Here is a 19,453-nt window from a genome sequence, read left to right on the forward strand (position 1 = left end):
AGGTCGCGGTGAAAACGGCGGTTTATTCGCCGTATACGTTAAAATCGAAATACTTCTTCGCCAGCTTGTCATAAGAGCCGTCGGCGCGCATTTCTGCGAACGCTTTGTTAAGGGCTTCACGCAGTTCGTTATCCTGCTTGCGCAGCCCCATTCCGGTGCCCACGCCGAACAGCTTCACGTCTTTAATGGACGGGCCGCCAAACTGGTAGGCTTTGCCTGCAGGCTGCTTGAGGAAGCCTTCGCTTGCGGCCACTTCATCCTGGAACGCCGCATCGATGCGTCCGGCGGTCAGGTCGGAGTAGATATTGTCCTGGCCCTGATAGGAGACAATCTCAATGCCTTTCGGCGCCCAGTGTTCGTTGCCATAGGTTTCCTGGGTGGTGCCCTGCAGTACGCCGACGCGCTTGCCTTTCAGGGTGCTCAGGTCTGGGGTTATCGGGCTGCCCTTTTTCACTACCAGACGCGAATCGGCAGCGTAGAGCTTGTCGGTGAAGGCAATCTGCTGCTGGCGCTTCTCGGTTATCGACAGCGAAGACATAATCACGTCGATTTTCTTCGCCAGCAGCGAAGGGATCAGCGCATCCAGCGGGTTTTCCACAAAGGTACACTGCGCCTTAATCCGGGTGCAGAGCGCTTTTGCCAGATCGATATCAAACCCGACCAGCTCGCCTTTGGCGTTTTTAGATTCAAATGGCGCGTAGGTCGGATCGGTGCCGATGCGGATTTTCTGCGGGACTTCAGCGAATGCTGCGGTCGCGCTGGAAAGCGCCAGCGCAAGAGAGAGCGATAATGCGAGTTTTTTCATCACTAACCTCAACGGACTGTTATTTTAAGGGTAACCGGACGTTACAGAACCGTTATCGTGCCACTTTTCATACGGTTAAGGCAAAAGTTAATACCGCTAAACCGGCGTTTTTTTGCATTAAAAATGCTTAATCATGCACATTTGCGCAATATTGGTGCATAACGCGCACCATTTAAGGGCGAGCGCCGGTTTTATTGCACCTGTATAGATAACTGCTCAGGGTGAAAGGCCCGGCAAGCCGGGCCTTCGCGATCAGTCGCCGTAGACGTTGAAGTCGAAGTATTTCTTCGCCATTTTGTCGTAGGTGCCGTCTTTGCGCAGTTCGGCAAACGCTTTATCAAACGCCGCTTTCAGCTCGGCGTCGTCTTTACGCATTCCCACGGCGGTGCCGTCTCCGAAGTATTTTTTATCTTTAACGGAAGGCCCGGCGAACGCGAACGCCTTGCCCGCTGGCTGCTTGAGGAAGCCTTCGCTGGCGGCCACTTCATCCTGTAGCGCGGCGTCGAGGCGGCCCGCGGTGAGATCGGAATAGATCAGGTCCTGATTCTGGTAAGGGATCACGTCAACGCCCTTGCTGCGCCAGTTGTCGTTGGCATAGGCCTCCTGAGTGGAGCCCTGCAGCACGCCGACGTGCTTGCCTTTCAGCGAGTCGGTAGTGGGCACAATCGGCGAGCCTTTAGCGGCAATCAGGCGGGAGTCTGCGGCATACAGTTTGTCAGAGAAGGCGATCTCTTTCTGACGCTTTTCGGTAATGGAGAGCGAGGAGATAATCGCATCAATTTTTTTAGCTTTCAGGGAGGGGATCAGCGAATCGAAGTCGATCCCGGTCCAGGTGCATTTAACCTGCATCCGCTTGCACATCTCGTTGCCCAAATCGATATCGAAACCGACGAAATCCCCTTTCGCATCCTTGGAGGAGAACGGTGCGTAAGTTGCATCAGTCCCGATGCGGACCGTTTGCGGCAGCGCGGCAAACGCGCTGGAAACCGCGCCCGTTGCCAGCAATAAAGAGAGAGCCAGAACCGTCTTCTTCATACATTACCCTTAAGTGTCTTATGCGATTGCGTGTTTTATGTTGTGCTGTTGCAAGGAGCATCTTGCAGCTTTCATGCCACAGGGTCAGCTGAACGGTCTGCGCCGTTAAATTAGTTAACCATATGTTGCATAAATGTTTGCAATTGAAAGATAACAGCTTCGAATAGCAAACCGCAGCGCTAAAGGGTGAAAACGGGGAATATATGCTGAGGATTTGATCGGGCCTGCAAAATTGCCGGCAGGCGCAGGCGCGCACCAAAATGATGCGCTACGCGATCAGGACGCGCCATTCCAGCGCCGGAAGAGATCGGCCGGCAGGTCAATATCGAACTGATCCACCACACGGTTGACGGTCTGATTGATAACGTCATCAATGGTCTGCGGGCGGTGATAAAACGCCGGCACCGGCGGCATGATAATCGCGCCGATTTCCGCGGCCTGGGTCATCAGGCGCAGATGGCCGAGGTGCAGCGGCGTTTCGCGCACGCACAGCACCAGCGGGCGGCGCTCTTTCAGCACCACGTCGGCGGCGCGGGTCAGCAGGCCATCGGTGTAGCTGTTAACAATGCCGGAGAGGGTTTTCATCGAGCAGGGTAAAATCACCATCCCGGCGGTTTTGAAGGAGCCAGAGGAGATTGACGCCGCAATGTCGCGGGCGTCGTGCACCACGTCCGCCAGGGACTGCACGTCGCGCAGGGAGAGATCGGTTTCAAGAGCGAGAGTCTGGCGCGCGGCCTGGCTCATCACCAGATGGGTTTCCACATCGGCAACGTCGCGCAGCACCTGCAGCAGCCGCACGCCGTAAATAGCGCCGCTGGCGCCGGAAATACCCACTATTAAACGTTTCATGATTGCGCCCCGTAAATGAATGCGCAGACTTTGCCGCATTTCAGGCGCGCATGCAAGGGGCGTCGCCCGCGCCGGACGGGCGGGCGACGAGAGGCTTAGCCTTCGTTGTGCATCTCGAGATTTTCGACTTCGTTCTGCCGCTGCAGGGCTTTACTGTCGTCATTGCGTAGCGTATCGAGGTAGTCCAGATACTGCTGATCCACGTCTTTCGTCACGTACACGCCGTTGAATACCGAACACTCAAACTGCTGAATATCCGGATTCTCTTCGCGCACGGCGTCGATCAGATCGTCAAGATCCTGGAAAATCAGGCCGTCGGCGCCAATTATCTGGCGGATCTCTTCCACTTCACGACCGTGGGCAATCAGCTCGGTGGCGCTCGGCATGTCAATGCCGTAGACGTTCGGGAAGCGAATTTCCGGCGCGGCAGAGGCGAGATACACTTTTTTCGCGCCAGCCTCGCGGGCCATCTCGATGATCTGTTCAGAGGTGGTGCCGCGCACGATGGAATCATCCACCAGCAGCACGTTCTTATCGCGGAACTCGGCGCGGTTGGCGTTCAGCTTGCGGCGCACCGATTTCCGGCGCAGCTGCTGGCCCGGCATGATGAAGGTGCGGCCCACGTAGCGGTTTTTCACAAAGCCCTGGCGATAGGGTTTGTCGAGAATGCGCGCAATTTCCAGCGCGATATCGCAGGAGGTTTCCGGAATCGGGATCACCACGTCAATGTCCAGATCTTCCCACTCGCGGGCGATCTTCTCCCCGAGTTTAGTGCCCATATTGACCCGGGCACTGTAGACGGAAATCTTGTCAATGAACGAGTCCGGGCGCGCGAAGTAAACATACTCGAACAGGCACGGGTTGCTCACCGGATTATCTGCACACTGGCGGGTAAAGAGCTGGCCTTTCTCGGCGATGTAGATAGCTTCGCCCGGCGCCACGTCGCGCAGGAACTCAAAGCCCAGCGTATCGAGAGCGACGCTCTCAGAAGCCACCATATACTCGGTGCGGCCGTCGCCGAGGTCGCGCTTGCCGAGCACCAGCGGGCGGATGCCGTTAGGATCGCGGAAGGCGACCATGCCGTGGCCGATGATCATCGCCACGCAGGCGTAGGCACCGCGGATCTGGCGGTTGGTAGCAGCAATTGCGGCAAAAATGTTGTCGGCTTCCAGCGGATAGTGCCGGTAGTTGTCCAGCTCGCTGGCGAAGATGTTGAGCAGGATTTCCGAATCGGAGGTGGTGTTGATATGGCGACGTTTCTCTTCAAACAGCTTCTGGCGCAGCTCGTGCGCATTGGTCAGGTTGCCGTTGTGGGCAAGGGTAATGCCGTAAGGAGAGTTGACATAAAACGGCTGGGCCTCGGAGGCGCTGGAGCTGCCCGCCGTGGGATAACGTACGTGCCCAATCCCCATATTGCCCTGCAGACGCTGCATATGGCGGGCCTCAAACACATCACTCACCAGGCCGTTGGCCTTGCGCAAACGAAAACAGTTGTTTGCATCAATGGTGATGATGCCTGCGGCATCCTGCCCGCGGTGCTGGAGCACCGTTAACGCGTCATAAATAGACTGGTTTACCGGCATAAAACCGGCGATCCCGACAATACCGCACATACGTCATTTCCTCGTTCAGTACACCCACAGCTTATGCTTTGGGTAAGAAACTCGACGAGCTTTGCAGATAGTCAAAAAACATTCTGATAACGACGCTGAACTGGGGGATCAGCTGCGATTTCTGCCAGTCTTCACTTTTCGAAAAACCGGTAAAGGTGTCGAGGAAAAACAGGATGGCGGCGACAATCAGCACCCCGCGCAGCGCGCCGAAGCAGATCCCCAGCACCCGGTCGGTTCCCGACAGGCCCGTTTTTTCGACCAGCGTACCGAAAACATAGTTAACGATAGCACCCACAATCAGCGTCGCGATAAACAGGGCGGCAATGGCGATGCCGTTGCGCACCAGTTCATCTTCAAAGCCCGTAAACCAGACCGACAGGTAAGTGTAGTAGTGGCTGGCAACGAAGAAGGCACAGCCCCACGTTACCAGCGACAACGCTTCACGAACAAAGCCGCGGATAAGGCTTACCAGACAGGAAAAACCAATCACCGCAATGATGGCGTAATCAATCCAGACCATAGTTGTCCCACGATGTTTACGCCCTGTCGTCCAGTTCGGGGCGCATTCTAACAGAAAAAGAAAACGTTTGCGTAGGGATTTTCTGCCCCCGCAAAAATAAAAATGGCGTTGAAAAAAGATTCAACGCCACGCTCCTGTGCCCCTTCCCTGCGGTGGAAAAGGACACTATTTCGACTCTAATTTGGCGTATAACCCATCACCACGCCGCTCAGGCCAGAGAGGCTTTTTAGCTCGCCGAGCGAGCTTTTCAGCTTATCTTTTGACGCATCGGGCCCGACCAGGATACGGGTAATTTTACCCTGTACCGGCGTCGATGGCGACGTGTAGGCGCGATAGCCCGCACCGCGCAGCTTGCTGACGATCTCGTTGACCTTATCGGCATTTTTCAGCGCCCCCAGCTGAACCACGTACGCCCTGCCGGTGGGTGCCGGCTTCTCTTCAGGCGCGGGCTTCGGCTGGGCGGGCGGCTGCGTCGCCGCCGTCTGCGGCTGGGTCTGAACGGGTTTCGGCTTACTCTGCACCGGCTGCACCGGCTTGGGCTTCGGTGTCGGTTCAGGCTGTACCTGCGGGATCGCGTCAATATCGCTGTTGTTCACCGCATAGCGCGACGGATCCAGCGACGGTGCCGCCGCGTTCCCCGCCCTGACTTCTTCGGCAGCCCCTTCCGGCGGCTGAGACGGCAGCGCCTGCGTTACCGCGGGCAGCATGTCCGGCTCGTCACGATCGCCGGGTTTCGGCACCAGCGGGATCGCCGCAAACTCGTCCTGATAATGCTTCTTCTGGCCGTCAAGCAGCCCGGGCAGTACGATAACCCCGAGCGCGACCAGCGCAATGGTTCCGACTAAACGATTCTGAAACTTACTCGCCACCGGCTCTCCCCGCGTCCATCTCTTCCATCACCTGCGCTACCGTGTGAAACGATCCACACACCAGCACCGTATCTTGCGGACGGGCATCCGCCATCGCGGCCCGCCACGCCTGCGCTACAGTGGCACAGACCGCGCCGTCGCGCAAATGTTCCCGCAGCTGCTCCGCGCTGGCGCCGCGCGGGCCCTCCAGCGGTGCGCAGTACCAGCTGTCGACCACCGGCGTCAGGCAGGCCAGCGTGCCGGCAATGTCTTTGTCGTGCAGCATGCCGATCACCGCCAGCGTGCGTCCGGACGCAGGATTGGCCTTTAGCCGCCCGGCCAGATAGCCCGCCGCATGAGGATTATGGGCCACGTCGAGAATTACGCGCGGCGACTCGCTCACAATCTGGAAACGTCCCGGCAGAGCCGCACGTTTAATCCCGTCGCGCAGCGCCTGCTCGCTAATGGAGAGCCCGCTGGCGCGCAGCGCCGCCACTGCCGTCGCGGCGTTGGGCTGCGGCACCTGCGGCAGAGGTAAATTATCCAGCTCGCCGCGCCCGTCGATAAAGCGCCAGCCGCTCTGGTTTACGTCGTAACGCCAGTCGACGTTAACGCGCTGCAGCTCCGCGCCCTTTTCCCGCGCCACGTCGGCAATGCTCTGCGGCATGTCGGTTTCACCGACCACCGCCGGTTTGCCGCAGCGGAACACGCCGGCTTTCTCGCGGCCGATGCTTTCGCGATCCGGCCCCAGCCAGTCGGTATGATCCAGCGCGATGCTGGTCACGACCGCCACGTCGGCATCAACAATGTTGGTGGCATCCAGGCGGCCGCCAAGACCAACTTCAAGGATCACCACGTCCAGCTGCGCCTGAGCAAACAGCCACAGCGCCGACAGCGTGCCAAACTCAAAATAGGTCAGAGAAATGTCGCCGCGGGCGGCTTCAATTTCCGCAAAAGAGGCCGCGTGCGCCGTCTCGTCAAGCTCCGCGCCCTGTACCCGCACCCGCTCGGTATAGCGTACCAGGTGCGGAGAGCTGTATACCCCGACACGGTAACCTGCCGCCATCAGCACCGATTCGATGGTGCGGCAGGTGGTGCCTTTACCGTTGGTGCCCGCCACGGTAAAAACAAACGGCGCGGGCTTCAGCACCGCCATACGCCCTGCCACCTGGCTTATGCGGCCAAGGCCAAGATCGATAGTGCTGCTGTGCAGATGCTCAAGATAAGAAAGCCACGTGGCCAGGGGCGACGTGGCGAGAGGAGGTGATATTTTTTCCATGATGCCCGTACTCTTTACCCTTAATGCAGGTTACCGCTCATCAATGTAAAAAGGGCAGCGCCGTTTGGCCCTGCCCTTTCCGTTCTGTATCAGGCCTCGGGTTCCTGTTCCGACACCGGGGGAACCTCAACCGGTGCGCGCGGCGCGTCCGGATTCGGTTCCGGGAGATTCATCAGCTTCGCCAGAATGCAGGCAAGCTTAAAGCGCATCTCCGGACGACGCACGATCATGTCGATTGCGCCCTTCTGGATCAGGAACTCACTGCGCTGGAATCCCGGCGGCAGCTTCTCGCGCACTGTCTGCTCGATAACGCGCGGGCCGGCAAAGCCGATCAGCGCCTTCGGCTCGGCGATGTTCAAATCCCCCAGCATGGCAAAGCTGGCAGACACGCCGCCCATGGTAGGGTCGGTCAGTACGGAGATATACGGCAGGCCGCGCTCCTGCATTTTTGCCAGCGCTGCGGAAGTTTTTGCCATCTGCATCAGCGACATTAGCGCTTCCTGCATACGCGCGCCGCCGGAGGCGGAGAAGCAGATCAGCGGGCAGTTGTTTTCCAGCGCCTGTTCAACAGCGCGAACAAAGCGGGCACCCACTACCGAGCCCATTGAGCCGCCCATAAAAGCAAACTCAAAAGCGGCTGCGACGACCGGCATGCCGAACAACGTGCCTTTCATTGCGACCAGCGCATCTTTCTCACCGGTCTCTTTCTGGGCAGACGCCAGGCGATCTTTGTACTTTTTGGAATCGCGGAACTTCAGCACATCCTTTGGCTCAAGCTCGCTGCCCAACTCCACAAGGGATCCTTCATCCAGCAGGCTATGCAGGCGGTTGCGCGCTGACATACGCATGTGGTGATCGCACTTCGGGCACACCTCAAGATTGCGCTCCAGCTCGGCGCGGTAAAGTACCTGTCCGCAGCTGTCGCACTTGGTCCATACGCCTTCAGGAATGCTAGCCTTACGGGTAGGGGCGATGTTGCTTTTAATTCGTTCAATCCAGCTCATTGATAACCTTTCTGCCTGAACCTGGTCGATGCCAGTTTTGCTGTAAGCGGCGAATAATGCCATTGTTGGCGCTTACAGACCATGAAATGTTGCACATTAAAACATAAGAGCCCGCCAGATGGGATAAAAAAGTGGTCGAAGTGACTACAATTTAACCACCCCTTCGGGCATAAAACGTTATTTTGCCGCGCGTTTGTGGCGGATAATCTCGATAATGCCCGGCAAAATAGAGACCACGATGATGCCCACAATCAGCAGCTTGAGGTTCTCCTGCACCACCGGCAAGTCGCCAAACAGGTAGCCAGCGTAGGTAAACAGCAGCACCCACAGCAGCGCGCCGATGACGTTAAAGGCGGCAAAGTGGCGGTAAGACATATGTCCCATGCCGGCCACAAACGGCGCGAAGGTGCGAACGATAGGCACGAAGCGGGCGAGAATAATGGTTTTGCCCCCGTGCTTTTCATAAAACTGGTGGGTTTTATCCAGATAGCTGCGGCGGAAAATTTTGGAGTTCGGATTGCTAAAAAGCCGCTCGCCGAACAGCCGCCCGATAGTGTAGTTCACCGCATCGCCGATAATAGCGGCAATGACCATCAGCAACACCATCGCGTGAACATTCATATCATTGGTCGGCAGCGCCGACAGCGCACCTGCGACGAACAGCAAAGAATCGCCCGGCAGGAACGGCGTCACCACCAGGCCGGTTTCGCAAAACAGGATCAAAAACAGAATGGCGTAAATCCAGACGCCATATTGCGCGACCAGCTCGGCCAGATGCACGTCAATGTGCAGAATAAAATCAATCAGAAAGCGAATAAGTTCCATAATTGCTTAACCTTAAATGACTGCATTCAGTCCGCCAGAAACAGCGGTCCCATAGGTAATACCGGAAGATCGAACCGCGCCGGGTAATCCACCGCAACGAGGTACAGCCCTTCTGCCCTGGCGGTTGCTGCCGCCAGCGTGCGGTCTTTTGCCGCCAGCAGCTCGCCGATCCAGCTTTCCGGCTGATTCCCGGCGCCCACTTCCAGCAGGCTGCCGACAATGTTGCGCACCATATGGTGTACGAAGGCGTTAGCCTTGATATCCACCACCACGTACGCACCGTAGCGCGCGACCTGAATATGCATCACGTTGCGCCAGGGCGTGCGGGACTGGCACTGCACCGCCCGAAACGAGGTAAAGTCGTTTTCGCCAAGCAGGCTCTGGGCCGCGCGCTGCATGCGATCGGCGTCGAGCGGCTGGTGATAGTGCGTAACGCCGCGGCTCAGCACCGCCGGACGCAGGCGGTGGTTATAAATGATATAGCGATAGCGGCGGGCGGTAGCGCTAAAACGGGCGTGAAAATCCGGCGGCACCGCCTTCACCCAGCGCACCGCGATGTCCGGCGGCAAATTGGCATTGACCCCCAGCGTCCAGGCAGCGTCTTTGCGCACGGCGCGGGTTTCAAAATGCACCACCTGGCCGGTGCCGTGCACGCCGGCGTCGGTACGTCCGGCGCAAAAGACGTTAATCGGCTCGTTGGCGACCTGCGACAGCGCCTTTTCCAGCTTCTCCTGCACGCTGCGGACTTCGTTCTGCCGCTGCCAGCCGTAATATTTACTGCCGTCATACTCGATACCGAGCGCGATTTTAACCAGCGGCAGCGGGACCTCTTCAGACATCAGTACATATACTCCTGAACCAGCTTCTCGGCGATTTTAACCGCCATCAGCGCGCCGCCGAAGCGGACGTTGTCGGCGACCGACCAGAACTGGATTTGCTCCGGCATGCCGTAATCATTGCGCACGCAGCCCACGGAGAGGTGCGAGCTGCCGGAGGCATCGCTCACCTGCGTCGGGAATTCGCTGGCGTCAGAGAGCACCACGTCTTCGCCGCGCTCGAACGCATCGCGTGCCTCTTCCGCCGCCAGCGGACGCAGCGCTTCAAAGCTGACCATCTGCGCGTGACCGTAAAAGACCGGCGCGCGCACGCAGCTTGCGGAGATCATCAGTCCGTCGTCCTGCAGAATTTTGCGCACCTGATCGACAATACGCCGCTCTTCAACAATGGTGCCTTCGCGATCCACCAGCAGCGGCAGCATGTTAAACGCCAGCTGGCGGCCAAAGAAGTCCTCCTCGTCAACGGGAATGCCGTTAAGCAACTTGGCACTCTGCCCCGCCAGCGCATCCACCGCTTTTTTACCCTGGGCGGAAACGGCCATCAGGCTGGTCACGGCGATGCGCGACAGCCCGCCAGCGTCAACCAGCGGCTTCAGCGCGGTCAGCAGCTGGCTGGTGAGGCTATCAGGTACGGCAATCAGGTTGCGGTTACGATAGTCAGCCAGCGCGAACGGGTTCACATCCGGCACCACCAGCGGCACGTCCGGCTCAAGGGCAAAGAGCCCGCTCAGATCGATAATCAGGCAGCCTGAGTTAGTCGCCTCTTCAACATAAGCCGCGGTCGCCGCGGGGCCCGCGGCGAAAAACGCCAGCTGGGCCTGGGTCCAGTCAAATTCGGCGGCATCCTGCACCTTAACGGTTTTTCCCTCAAAGCGAAGCGATTCACCGGCGCTTTCACTGCGCGCCAGAGCGAAAATTTCGCCCACCGGGAACTGGCGTTCGGCGAGGATGTCGAGCAGGGCTTCACCTACGGCGCCCGTTGCACCCAGTACGGCAATATTCCAGCCTTCAGACATGGTGTTTTACTCCAGAAATGAAATGTCGCCCCGCCGGGGATCCGGCCGGGCGAGAAACAGTCAATCAGTGCGCTGCGTGGTAGACGGCGCTAAAGCCAATGGCGCTCAGCAGCGCGGCGGTATCGGCGTCGTCGCAGAGGACATCGAGCGATGACCACTCCCGGCGTTCGAGGTAGTTTTTACGCAGCTTGTCGAACTCGCCCGGGATCCCCGCCACTTTTCGCAGCGGTGCGTCATCGCGGCGCACATCATACACCAAATGCACCAGCCTTTTTAGCGTGGCCTGATCCAGCCCGCCGTGCAGCGTGATGCGGCCAAACTCCGGCGCAGGCAGCAGCGTGGAGAGCGCCACCTGGTGACGCTGGCCGAGAAAGGCGCTGTAGGCTTCAAAAACCTGGGTGGTGCCCCGGGCCTTGCCTTCGAGGGTATAGCCGGCAATGTGCGCCGTGCCGATATCCACTTTCGCCAGCAGTTCGGTATTGAGATCCGGCTCAGGCTCCCACACGTCGAGCACCACGCTCAGATCCTGGCCCCGGTTAAGGCAGTTGAGCAGCGCGGCGTTATCCACCACCGGACCGCGGCAGGCATTAATCAAAATCGCCCCCGGCTTCAGGCGCGCAATCAGCGCCTCATCGACCAGATGCAGCGTTTTATACGGCCCGTCTTTATACAGCGGCGTATGGAAGGTAAGTACGTCAGCCTGCTGCACCAGCTCATCGAGGCTGCGGAAATCCTCTTTATCGCCGCTGGCGGCACGCGGCGGATCGCAAAGCAGCGTTTTGATGCCCAGCGCCTCAAGACGTTTTTGCAGACGACCGCCGACGTTGCCCACGCCGACAATGCCCACGGTGCGATCTTTCAGAGCAAAACCGTCGCGCTCGGCCAGCATCAGCAGCGCCGAGAAGACATACTCCACGACCGCGATAGCGTTACAGCCCGGCGCGGCGGAAAAGCCAATACCGGCACCGCTCAACCACGCAGTATCCACGTGATCGGTTCCAGCGGTGGCGGTACCGACAAATTGAATTTTTTTTCCGGCCAGCAGGGCTTCATTCACTTTGGTGACCGAGCGCACCATTAAGGCATCGGCATCATCCAGCGCGTGGGTTGGAATAGGACGGCCGGGAACGGCTTCTACCTCGCCCAGGCGGCTAAAAAGTTCGCGGGCGTAGGGCATATTTTCATCAACAAGGATTTTCACGGTGCAGTACCTGCCTGAAACGGGAGTTAACCGGGGAAGTGTGCCATAATCTCGCGGCCACGAACACTGAGCGACTGGCGAACACCACGTTTATTCAGGATTTATCATGACGCAACCCATTTCCGGTTCGCCCGCCCAACCTCCCGGCGCGGATGCGGCCACCCCGACTACAGGCAATCAGCCGCTTTCCACCCAGCAGCGTACGGTGCTGGAACGGCTTATTGTCCGCCTTATGGCGCTCACCTCGCAGCAAAATGCCGAGGTCTGGTCTGGTGTGAAGCATGATTTAGGATTGAAGAACGATGAGCCGCTGCTGTCGCGACATTTTCCGGCGGCGGAGCAGAGTCTCAATTTGCGCCTCAGCGGCGCGCAAAAGAATCTTGAGGGCCGCCAGATCCTGTCCCAGCTCAATGGTCTGCTGAGCCAGGGCAATAACCGCCAGGCGGTAAGCGATTTTATCCGCCAGCAGTACGGGCAAACGGCCCTGAGCCAGCTTACCCCGGCGCAGCTAAAAAGCGTACTTGAGCTGCTGCAAAGCAATCAGATGGCCATTCCGCAACCGCAGCAGCGCCCGGGCACCGGCCGTCCGCTGTTACCTGCTGAACATAACACCCTCAACCAGCTGGTTATCAGGCTGGCCGCGGCCACCGGGGAGTCCAGCAAACTTATCTGGCAGTCGATGCTGGAAATTTCAGGGGTTAAAACCGGGCAGCTGATCCCCGCCAGCCACTTCACGCAACTGGTGAACTGGCTGCAGGCGCGACAAACGCTGAGTGCGCACAAAACCCCGACGCCCCAGCTTATTCAAACCGTGCTGAAGCAGCCGCTGGACGCCGGCGAGTGCAGCGCGCTGTATGATTATGCGATGCAGCGCTGGCAGGCAACGCCGCAGACGCCGCTGACCCAGGCTCAGGTGCAGGATCTGCTCAATCAGGTGTTTTTCCGCCGCGTTGAGCGCTCGCAGGACACGCTGGACATCCGCAACATCCAGCCGATTTACAACCCGCAGGTGCCGATAACCGCGCGCATGAAAGCGCTGTCCGCGCGGCCTGGGCTGGTGCTGACCGCGCTGATCGCCATCGCAATCGTGTTGTGGATTATCTTCTAGCGCTGGCGAAACGCCAGCAGCGTCACCGCCATTCCGGCCACTGCCGAAACGGCACCGGCGAGAAACACCGACGAATAGCCAAATGAGGTCGCCAGCAGCCCCGCGAGCGGTCCGGTCATACCGTAAGAGATATCCTGAAAGGCGGCGTAGCCGCCCAGCGCGGTGCCGCGCACCTGCGCCGGCGCGCGCTTAACCACTTCAACCCCGAGCGCCGGAAAGATCAGCGAGCAGCCCGCGCCGGTCATCGCCGCACCCGCCAGCGCCGTCCAGACGTTGGGCGCCTGCCACAGCAGCAGCAGCCCCGCAGCCTCAAGCAGCAGCGACGCCGTCGCCACTTTGACTCCGCCATAGCGATCCGGCATCCAGCCAAACAGAATTCGCATCAGCACAAAAGCGCCGCCGAACGCCGACAGGGTAAAGCCCGCCATCGGCCAGCCGCGGCTGACAAAATAGAGGGAGATAAAGGTGCCGATAGCGGCGAAGCCGACGCCCTGCAGTGCAAGCCCCAGGCCGGGCTTCCAGATGACGCCCACTACGCTCAGCAGCGATGGCCGCGTACCGGACTGGGGCGGCACTTTACGCACCCCGCCGTTAAAGGCCCAGGCCAGCAGCGGCAGCAGAATGGTCGAACCCGCCAGCGCGGCAAAGCCAAAGCGGTTCTCTATCAGCAGCCCCAGCGGCGCACCGGCCGCCAGCGCGCCGTAAATCGCCATGCCGTTCCACGACATCACCTGCCCCGAGCGGCGCGGCCCTACCAGCCCCATTCCCCACGCCAGGGTACCGGTAAGCAGCTGGCTTTCGCCAAAGCACAGCAGCAGGCGCCCGGCTACCAACAGGGCAAATTTATACGCCGCCTCGACCGGCAGCAGCGCCGCCAGCAGCGTTACCCCGCCAGCCAGCCCGCAGGCGAGCATGCCCTGCAGCGCCGAGCGCTTGGCGCCATACTGATCCGCCAGCCGCCCCGCGTAGCTGCGGGTCAGGACGGTTGCCAGAAACTGGATGCCGACGGCGGCGCCGACCATAGTATTGCCGTAGCCCAGCTGGTGATGGACAAACAGCGGGATCACCGGCAGCGGAAGGCCGATGGTCATGTAAGTCAGAAAAACGGCGAAAGCAATGCGAAACAGAGAGCGATTCGCCCCGGCGCGCGAGCCGGGCTGTGTTACTGCGGACATGCGTTACTCCGGATGCAGAGTAAGGTGAAGAAAAAGCACCGCGCCACTTTCCGGCGTTGGCCGGACCGGGTCTTATGCGGTGTTAACCTGGAGTGCCGACCTTTAGCCAGTATAGCAACGGGGCGGCGCGCGGAAGTCTGCCCGCGGCGGGCGGTGCTGTCAATGCTGAAAAACGGACGTAAAAAAGGAGCCCTGAGGCTCCTTTTGTGCACAGCAACGCGTTACGCGTCGAGTTTGCGCATTACCAGCGTGGCGTTGGTGCCGCCAAAGCCAAAGCTGTTGGACATCACGGTGGTCAGCTTACGCTCGGTCGGTGCGGTGACGATATTCATGCCCGCGGCCTGGTCATCAATCGCATCAATGTTGATGCTCGGCGCGATAAAGCCGTGCTCCAGCATCAGCAGGGAGTAGATAGCTTCCTGCACGCCGGCGGCGCCCAGGGAGTGGCCGGTCATCGCTTTAGTGGCAGAGATAGCCGGCGTGTTGTCGCCGAATACATCGCGGATAGCGCCCAGCTCTTTCACGTCGCCTACCGGGGTAGAGGTGCCGTGCGAGTTCAGGTAGTCGATCGGGGTGTTCACACCGTCCATCGCCATCTTCATGCAGCGCACCGCGCCTTCACCAGACGGAGCAACCATGTCGGCACCGTCAGAGGTCGCGCCGTAGCCGACAACTTCAGCGTAGATTTTGGCTCCGCGCGCCAGGGCGTGCTCAAGCTCTTCAACCACCACCATACCGCCGCCGCCGGCGATAACGAAGCCGTCGCGGCTCTGATCATAGGTGCGGGAGGCTTTCTCTGGAGTTTCGTTGTACTTGGTGGACAGCGCGCCCATCGCGTCGAATTCGCAGGCCATTTCCCAGCACAGCTCTTCGCCGCCGCCGGCAAAAACGATGTCCTGCTTGCCCAGCTGAATCTGCTCTACCGCGCTGCCGATGCAGTGGGCAGAGGTGGCGCAGGCGGAGCTGATGGAGTAGTTGACGCCGTGAATTTTAAACGGCGTGGCGAGGCAGGCGGATACCGCGGAGGCCATTGCTTTGGTCACGATGTAAGGACCTACCGCTTTCAGGCCGCGCGGGGTACGCATGGCATCAGCACCCATCACCTGGGATTTTGAGGAGCCGCCGGAGCCAGCAATCAGGCCGACTCGCGGGTTATTCTGGTAAACGTCTTCCGTCAGACCGGAGTCCTGCACGGCCTGCTGCATAGAAAGATAGGCGTAAATGGAGGCGTCGTTCATGAAACGGACAACTTTACGATCGATCATGCCGGTGGTGTCCAGCTTAACGTTCCCCCAGATGTGGCTACGCATACCCGCATCCGCAAACTCCTGAGAGAAAGTGATCCCCGAGCGTCCCTCACGCAGAGATGCCAGGACTTCCTGCTGGTTGTTACCGATGCTGGAAACAATGCCCAGGCCAGTAATCACTGCACGTTTCATTCAATACCTCTGTAATTCGCACTATTTTAAGTTTCGAGTCGCAAGATAGCGTACACTTGTACGCCGAACAAGTCCGATCAGCAATTTAATGCATAAATTTGCGCCATCAGGCACGCGTCGTTAAGATCGCCGCACGCCTTGTACTGCGAGTAACTTACGTGAAACAACACGCCATACATCCTGCCAACCTCGCGTTTAACGTTGAGGGTACACCTGTTTCCCGAGATTTTGACGACGTCTATTTTTCCAATGACAACGGTCTGGAAGAAACGCGATACGTCTTCCTCGGAGGAAACGGCCTGCCGGAGCGCTTCGCCCGCCACGACAGTGCGCATTTTGTGGTGGCGGAGAGCGGCTTTGGCACCGGGCTCAACTTTCTTACCCTGTGGCAGGCGTTCGCCGCCTTTCGCGACAGCCATCCGGACGCGCGTCTTCAAAGACTGCACTTCATCAGCTTTGAGAAATTCCCGCTGCGGCCCGCCGATTTGTCACAGGCGCATCAGCACTGGTCCGAGCTGGCCGCCTTCGCCCGGGAGCTGCAGGCAAGCTGGCCCCTGCCCTTCTCCGGCTGCCACCGGCTGCTGCTTGATGAAGGCCGCGTAACGCTGGATCTGTGGTTTGGCGACATCAACACGCTGGTCGATACTCTGGACGACACGCTGGATGGAAAAGTGGACGCGTGGTTTCTCGACGGCTTCGCCCCGGCCAAAAATCCCGACATGTGGACGCCAACGCTGTTTAACGCTATGGCGAGAACCGCGCGCCCCGGCGGCACGCTGGCGACCTTCACCTCGGCGGGCTTCGTGCGCCGCGGGCTGCAGGAGGCCGGTTTTGCCATGCATAAAAGCAAAGGCTTTGGCCGCAAGCGCGAAATGCTCACCGGCGTGATGCCGGAAAACAGTACCGCCGCCCGCCAGCCGTGGTTTGCCCGCCGCGGCACCGCGCAGCGGGAAACGGCGATTGTCGGCGGCGGTATCGCCAGCGCCCTGCTGGCCCTTGCTCTCCAGCGCCGCGGGTTTGACGTCACCCTGTACTGTGAAGACGATCGCCCGGCGCAGGGCGCCTCCGGCAACCGGCAGGGGGCGCTTTATCCGCTGCTGAACGCGCACGATCCCGCTCTGGCGAATTTTTTCCCCGCCGCCTTTACCTTCGCCCGCCGCCTGTACGACGCGCTACCGGTCTCTTTTGATAAAGACTGGTGCGGCGTCACCCAGCTGGGCTGGGATGAAAAAAGCCGGCACAAAATTGCGCAGATGCTCTCCCTCGGCCTGCCACCGGACATTGCCCAGCCAGTCAGTACCAGTGAAGTTTACAAGAGCGCCGGAGTGGAAACCGGCTGCGGCGGCGTGCAGTATCCGCTCGGCGGCTGGCTCTGCCCGGCACAGCTCACCGCCGCGGCCATTGAACTGGCCTGCCGGCAGGGGCTAACTGTGCACTGGAACCAGCGCTGCGATCGGCTTGAACCGCTGGCAAATGGCTGGCGGCTGCACTTTGCCTCCGGAGAGATCCGCGAGCACGCCAGCGCGGTGCTGGCTAACGGCCATCGCATCAGCGATTTCGCGCAAACCGCGCCGCTGCCGGTGTACGCGGTCGGCGGTCAGGTCAGCCATATCCCCACCGTGCCGCCGCTCGCCGCCCTTCGCCAGGTGCTGTGCTACGACGGCTACCTGACGCCGCAGAATCCAAATACCGGGCAACACTGCATCGGCGCCAGCTACCGCCGGGGCGAAGCCGACGCCGCCTACCGTGAAGCCGATCAGCAGCACAATCGCCAGCGGCTGATAGACTGCCTGCCGGCGGCTGAATGGGCGCAAAGCGTTGACGTCAGCGGCGGTGAGGCGCGCGGCGGCGTGCGCTGCGCTACCCGGGATCATCTGCCGATGGTAGGCAACGTGCCGGATTACGCGGCCACGCTGGAGGTTTACGCCAGCCTTGCAGAGAATCGCGAACGCGCGCCGGCGGCACCGGTTTACGACAGCCTGTTTATGCTGGCGGCGCTGGGCTCCCGCGGACTGTGCTCCGCTCCGCTGGCGGCGGAGCTGCTGGCCTCCCAGATGTGTGATGAGCCGCTGCCGCTGGACGCCGACACCCTGGCCGCCCTGAATCCAAACCGCCTGTGGGTCAGAAAGCTGCTGAAGGGACGCGAGGTAAAACCAAACCGAGCCTGATAATCCCCCGGAACGCCTGCTGCGTTCCGGGGGATGGGCGCACTGTTAATGGAACAGGTGCGCCGCCTGCTGAACCGTCATCAGGATCCCCCACAGCATTGGAACGCCCACCACAATCCACGCCAGAGTAACCGGCAGATAGCTGGAGGACGCGGGCGCCCAAGCCAGCGGCATGTTCGGATCCCGTTTGTAGACCGACGCCGCCTGCTGGATCATCTCTTCGCTCATGGCGTACTTCGCCGGCACTTTGCGCACCGCGAGGTTGCAGAGAAAGCCGATCGCCAGCAGACCCGCCAGCACATACAGCGTAATTTCATAGGTTCTGGCGGGCGACGTGCCGATGGAGAGCTGGTATTCGCGCAGGTAGTTCACCAGCACCGGGCCAAGTATGCCCGCCGCAGACCAGGCGGTGAGCAGCCTGCCGTGGATCGCTCCCACCATCTGGGTGCCGAACATATCCGCGAGGTAGGCCGGAATAGTTGCGAAGCCGCCGCCGTACATGGAGATAATGACGCAGAACAGCGTCACAAAAAGCACGATGCTGCCCATCCCCGCCGCGTGCACCGTCGAGACATACAGCACCATCCCGAGCACGAAGAAGATGGCAAACGTGGTTTTGCGGCCAATGTAGTCAGACAGCGAGGCCCAGAAAAAGCGCCCGCCGATGTTAAACAGGCTCAGCAGGCCGGTGAATCCGGCAGCAATAGCCGCGATCTGCGCAATTTGCCCGGCATCAAGCTGCGTCCACGGCAGATCGTTACCGATAAGCCGCCCGGCAAACACCTCCTGCAACATCGGCGACGCCATGCCGAGAATACCGATCCCGGCGGAGACGTTCAGACACAGCACCAGCCACAGCAGCCAGAACTGCGGCGTGCGGCAGGCCACGCTAACGTGCACCATGTGCGACGCGCCTTTGGCTTTCTGCTCTTTGGCTTCCCAGCCCAGCGGATGCCAGCCAATCGGCGGAATGCGGTAGCAGAGAGTTCCGCCGAGCATAAAGACAAAATAGATCCCGGCGAGCAGCAGCAGCGTCTGCCAGATCCCCGGATGGCCGTTCTCGGCAAAAACCCCCATCAGCATATTGGCAAACGGCGCGCCGACCATCGCCCCGCCGCCAAATCCCATGATCGCCATTCCCGCAGCCATGCCCCGCTTGTCGGGGAACCAGCGCAGCAGCGTGGAAACCGGGGAGATATAGCCAAGCCCCAGTCCGATGCCGCCGATCATTCCCGCGCCCAGCCACAGCAGCCACAGCTGATGGAGATAAATGGCCAACGCGGCAAGGGCCAGGCCGCCGCTCCAGCACAGGGTCGCGACCATGCCCACCAGCCGCGGGCCGGCTTTTTCCAGCCACTGCCCCCACAGGGCGGCGGAGCAGCCGAGAAAGATAAAGAACAGTGTATAGGTCCAACCGAGCATGGAAATGCGCCAGTCGCAATCGGTGGTCACCAGCTGATACCAGAAGCCGCTGTCTGCCGGACACGCCTGGCCAATGGTTTGCGACATCGGCAGCCAGAACACCGAGAAGCCGTAGGCCATGCCGATACACAGATGGATCGCCAGCGCCGCAGGCGGTACCAGCCAGCGGTTAAAGCCCGGTCTGGCGATGATGCGTTTTTTTTCAAAAAAACCTGTCGTCGTTCCTTGTCCCATAATGACCTCTGTCAGTGAGTAAGAGTCATTGAATCAGCAAGGCACATGCCATTTATGATGAAAAATTCAGCACTTA

General features: G+C 59.9%; 17 protein-coding genes. 2 read left to right on the top strand and 15 right to left on the bottom strand.

Annotated elements, in window-relative coordinates:
• Nucleotides 1-22: 22 nt before the first annotated feature.
• The 12 genes from hisJ to pdxB all read right to left on the bottom strand — a co-directional run bounded on the left by hisJ (nt 23) and on the right by pdxB (nt 11,831).
• Nucleotides 23-805 carry a histidine ABC transporter substrate-binding protein HisJ gene (gene hisJ, locus QZ766_RS13020; RefSeq protein ID WP_297202631.1) on the bottom strand — a complete coding sequence of 261 codons (783 nt, stop codon included), beginning with the start codon at nt 803-805 and terminating at the stop codon, nt 23-25.
• 252 nt (nt 806-1,057) lie between these two features.
• Nucleotides 1,058-1,840, bottom strand: coding sequence for a lysine/arginine/ornithine ABC transporter substrate-binding protein ArgT (gene argT / locus QZ766_RS13025; RefSeq protein WP_297202633.1), 783 nt, complete (start codon nt 1,838-1,840; stop codon nt 1,058-1,060).
• A 276-nt stretch (nt 1,841-2,116) separates the two neighbouring features.
• Nucleotides 2,117-2,689, bottom strand: a complete 573-nt coding sequence (locus QZ766_RS13030) for a UbiX family flavin prenyltransferase (RefSeq protein WP_297202635.1) — start codon at nt 2,687-2,689, stop codon at nt 2,117-2,119.
• Nucleotides 2,690-2,784: 95 nt separating this feature from the next.
• Nucleotides 2,785-4,302, bottom strand: a complete 1,518-nt coding sequence (purF, locus tag QZ766_RS13035; protein WP_297202636.1) for an amidophosphoribosyltransferase — start codon at nt 4,300-4,302, stop codon at nt 2,785-2,787.
• A 31-nt stretch (nt 4,303-4,333) separates the two neighbouring features.
• On the bottom strand, nt 4,334-4,822 hold the full coding sequence (gene cvpA, locus QZ766_RS13040) for a colicin V production protein (protein ID WP_297202638.1): 489 nt from the start codon (nt 4,820-4,822) through the stop codon (nt 4,334-4,336).
• A gap of 176 nt (nt 4,823-4,998) precedes the next feature.
• The gene (gene dedD / locus QZ766_RS13045; RefSeq protein WP_297202639.1) at nt 4,999-5,691 is read right to left on the bottom strand and encodes a cell division protein DedD; all 693 of its coding nucleotides are present in this window, start codon (nt 5,689-5,691) and stop codon (nt 4,999-5,001) included.
• Nucleotides 5,681-6,949 carry a bifunctional tetrahydrofolate synthase/dihydrofolate synthase gene (folC, locus tag QZ766_RS13050; RefSeq protein WP_297202642.1) on the bottom strand — a complete coding sequence of 423 codons (1,269 nt, stop codon included), beginning with the start codon at nt 6,947-6,949 and terminating at the stop codon, nt 5,681-5,683. The genes dedD and folC overlap by 11 nt, the downstream gene beginning before the upstream one ends.
• 89 nt (nt 6,950-7,038) lie before the next feature.
• Nucleotides 7,039-7,953, bottom strand: coding sequence for an acetyl-CoA carboxylase, carboxyltransferase subunit beta (gene accD, locus QZ766_RS13055; RefSeq protein ID WP_297202644.1), 915 nt, complete (start codon nt 7,951-7,953; stop codon nt 7,039-7,041).
• A 177-nt stretch (nt 7,954-8,130) separates the two neighbouring features.
• The gene (locus QZ766_RS13060; protein ID WP_297202646.1) at nt 8,131-8,778 is read right to left on the bottom strand and encodes a DedA family protein; all 648 of its coding nucleotides are present in this window, start codon (nt 8,776-8,778) and stop codon (nt 8,131-8,133) included.
• A 26-nt stretch (nt 8,779-8,804) separates the two neighbouring features.
• Nucleotides 8,805-9,617, bottom strand: a complete 813-nt coding sequence (gene truA / locus QZ766_RS13065; protein WP_297202648.1) for a tRNA pseudouridine(38-40) synthase TruA — start codon at nt 9,615-9,617, stop codon at nt 8,805-8,807.
• Entirely contained in the window at nt 9,617-10,630 is a 1,014-nt protein-coding gene (locus QZ766_RS13070; RefSeq protein WP_297202650.1) for an aspartate-semialdehyde dehydrogenase, read from the bottom strand. The genes truA and QZ766_RS13070 overlap by 1 nt, the downstream gene beginning before the upstream one ends.
• Nucleotides 10,631-10,694: 64 nt before the next feature.
• The gene (gene pdxB / locus QZ766_RS13075) at nt 10,695-11,831 is read right to left on the bottom strand and encodes a 4-phosphoerythronate dehydrogenase PdxB (RefSeq protein WP_297202652.1); all 1,137 of its coding nucleotides are present in this window, start codon (nt 11,829-11,831) and stop codon (nt 10,695-10,697) included.
• 106 nt (nt 11,832-11,937) lie between these two features.
• Between pdxB and flk the strand changes: the two genes are divergently transcribed.
• Entirely contained in the window at nt 11,938-12,939 is a 1,002-nt protein-coding gene (gene flk, locus QZ766_RS13080; RefSeq protein WP_297202654.1) for a flagella biosynthesis regulator Flk, read from the top strand.
• Here the strand turns inward: flk and QZ766_RS13085 are convergent.
• Nucleotides 12,936-14,114: an MFS transporter gene (locus tag QZ766_RS13085; protein WP_297202656.1), complete on the bottom strand. Its 1,179-nt coding sequence runs from the start codon at nt 14,112-14,114 to the stop codon at nt 12,936-12,938. The genes flk and QZ766_RS13085 overlap by 4 nt on opposite strands.
• Nucleotides 14,115-14,335: 221 nt before the next feature.
• Nucleotides 14,336-15,553: a beta-ketoacyl-ACP synthase I gene (fabB, locus tag QZ766_RS13090; protein ID WP_297202658.1), complete on the bottom strand. Its 1,218-nt coding sequence runs from the start codon at nt 15,551-15,553 to the stop codon at nt 14,336-14,338.
• Nucleotides 15,554-15,711: 158 nt separating this feature from the next.
• Between fabB and mnmC the strand changes: the two genes are divergently transcribed.
• The gene (mnmC, locus tag QZ766_RS13095; RefSeq protein WP_297202660.1) at nt 15,712-17,721 is read left to right on the top strand and encodes a bifunctional tRNA (5-methylaminomethyl-2-thiouridine)(34)-methyltransferase MnmD/FAD-dependent 5-carboxymethylaminomethyl-2-thiouridine(34) oxidoreductase MnmC; all 2,010 of its coding nucleotides are present in this window, start codon (nt 15,712-15,714) and stop codon (nt 17,719-17,721) included.
• 45 nt (nt 17,722-17,766) lie between these two features.
• On the opposite strand, the gene QZ766_RS13100 is transcribed toward mnmC, so the two are convergent.
• Nucleotides 17,767-19,377, bottom strand: coding sequence for an OFA family MFS transporter (locus QZ766_RS13100; protein WP_297202662.1), 1,611 nt, complete (start codon nt 19,375-19,377; stop codon nt 17,767-17,769).
• Between the last annotated feature and the right edge of the window lie 76 nt (nt 19,378-19,453).

It is taken from the genome of uncultured Pluralibacter sp., assembly GCF_913775985.1.
GTDB lineage: Bacteria > Pseudomonadota > Gammaproteobacteria > Enterobacterales > Enterobacteriaceae > Pluralibacter.

What these genes read in the sequence shown, in the direction of transcription:
- fabB (WP_297202658.1), bottom strand. Translation starts at nt 15,553, where the DNA reads ATGAAACGTGCAGTGATTACTGGCCTGGGCATTGTTTCCAGCATCGGT.
- cvpA (WP_297202638.1), bottom strand. Translation starts at nt 4,822, where the DNA reads ATGGTCTGGATTGATTACGCCATCATTGCGGTGATTGGTTTTTCCTGT.
- QZ766_RS13100 (WP_297202662.1), bottom strand. Translation starts at nt 19,377, where the DNA reads ATGGGACAAGGAACGACGACAGGTTTTTTTGAAAAAAAACGCATCATC.
- argT (WP_297202633.1), bottom strand. Translation starts at nt 1,840, where the DNA reads ATGAAGAAGACGGTTCTGGCTCTCTCTTTATTGCTGGCAACGGGCGCG.
- flk (WP_297202654.1), top strand. Translation starts at nt 11,938, where the DNA reads ATGACGCAACCCATTTCCGGTTCGCCCGCCCAACCTCCCGGCGCGGAT.
- folC (WP_297202642.1), bottom strand. Translation starts at nt 6,949, where the DNA reads ATGGAAAAAATATCACCTCCTCTCGCCACGTCGCCCCTGGCCACGTGG.
- QZ766_RS13060 (WP_297202646.1), bottom strand. Translation starts at nt 8,778, where the DNA reads ATGGAACTTATTCGCTTTCTGATTGATTTTATTCTGCACATTGACGTG.
- QZ766_RS13030 (WP_297202635.1), bottom strand. Translation starts at nt 2,689, where the DNA reads ATGAAACGTTTAATAGTGGGTATTTCCGGCGCCAGCGGCGCTATTTAC.
- accD (WP_297202644.1), bottom strand. Translation starts at nt 7,953, where the DNA reads ATGAGCTGGATTGAACGAATTAAAAGCAACATCGCCCCTACCCGTAAG.
- purF (WP_297202636.1), bottom strand. Translation starts at nt 4,302, where the DNA reads ATGTGCGGTATTGTCGGGATCGCCGGTTTTATGCCGGTAAACCAGTCT.
- hisJ (WP_297202631.1), bottom strand. Translation starts at nt 805, where the DNA reads ATGAAAAAACTCGCATTATCGCTCTCTCTTGCGCTGGCGCTTTCCAGC.
- QZ766_RS13070 (WP_297202650.1), bottom strand. Translation starts at nt 10,630, where the DNA reads ATGTCTGAAGGCTGGAATATTGCCGTACTGGGTGCAACGGGCGCCGTA.
- QZ766_RS13085 (WP_297202656.1), bottom strand. Translation starts at nt 14,114, where the DNA reads ATGTCCGCAGTAACACAGCCCGGCTCGCGCGCCGGGGCGAATCGCTCT.
- truA (WP_297202648.1), bottom strand. Translation starts at nt 9,617, where the DNA reads ATGTCTGAAGAGGTCCCGCTGCCGCTGGTTAAAATCGCGCTCGGTATC.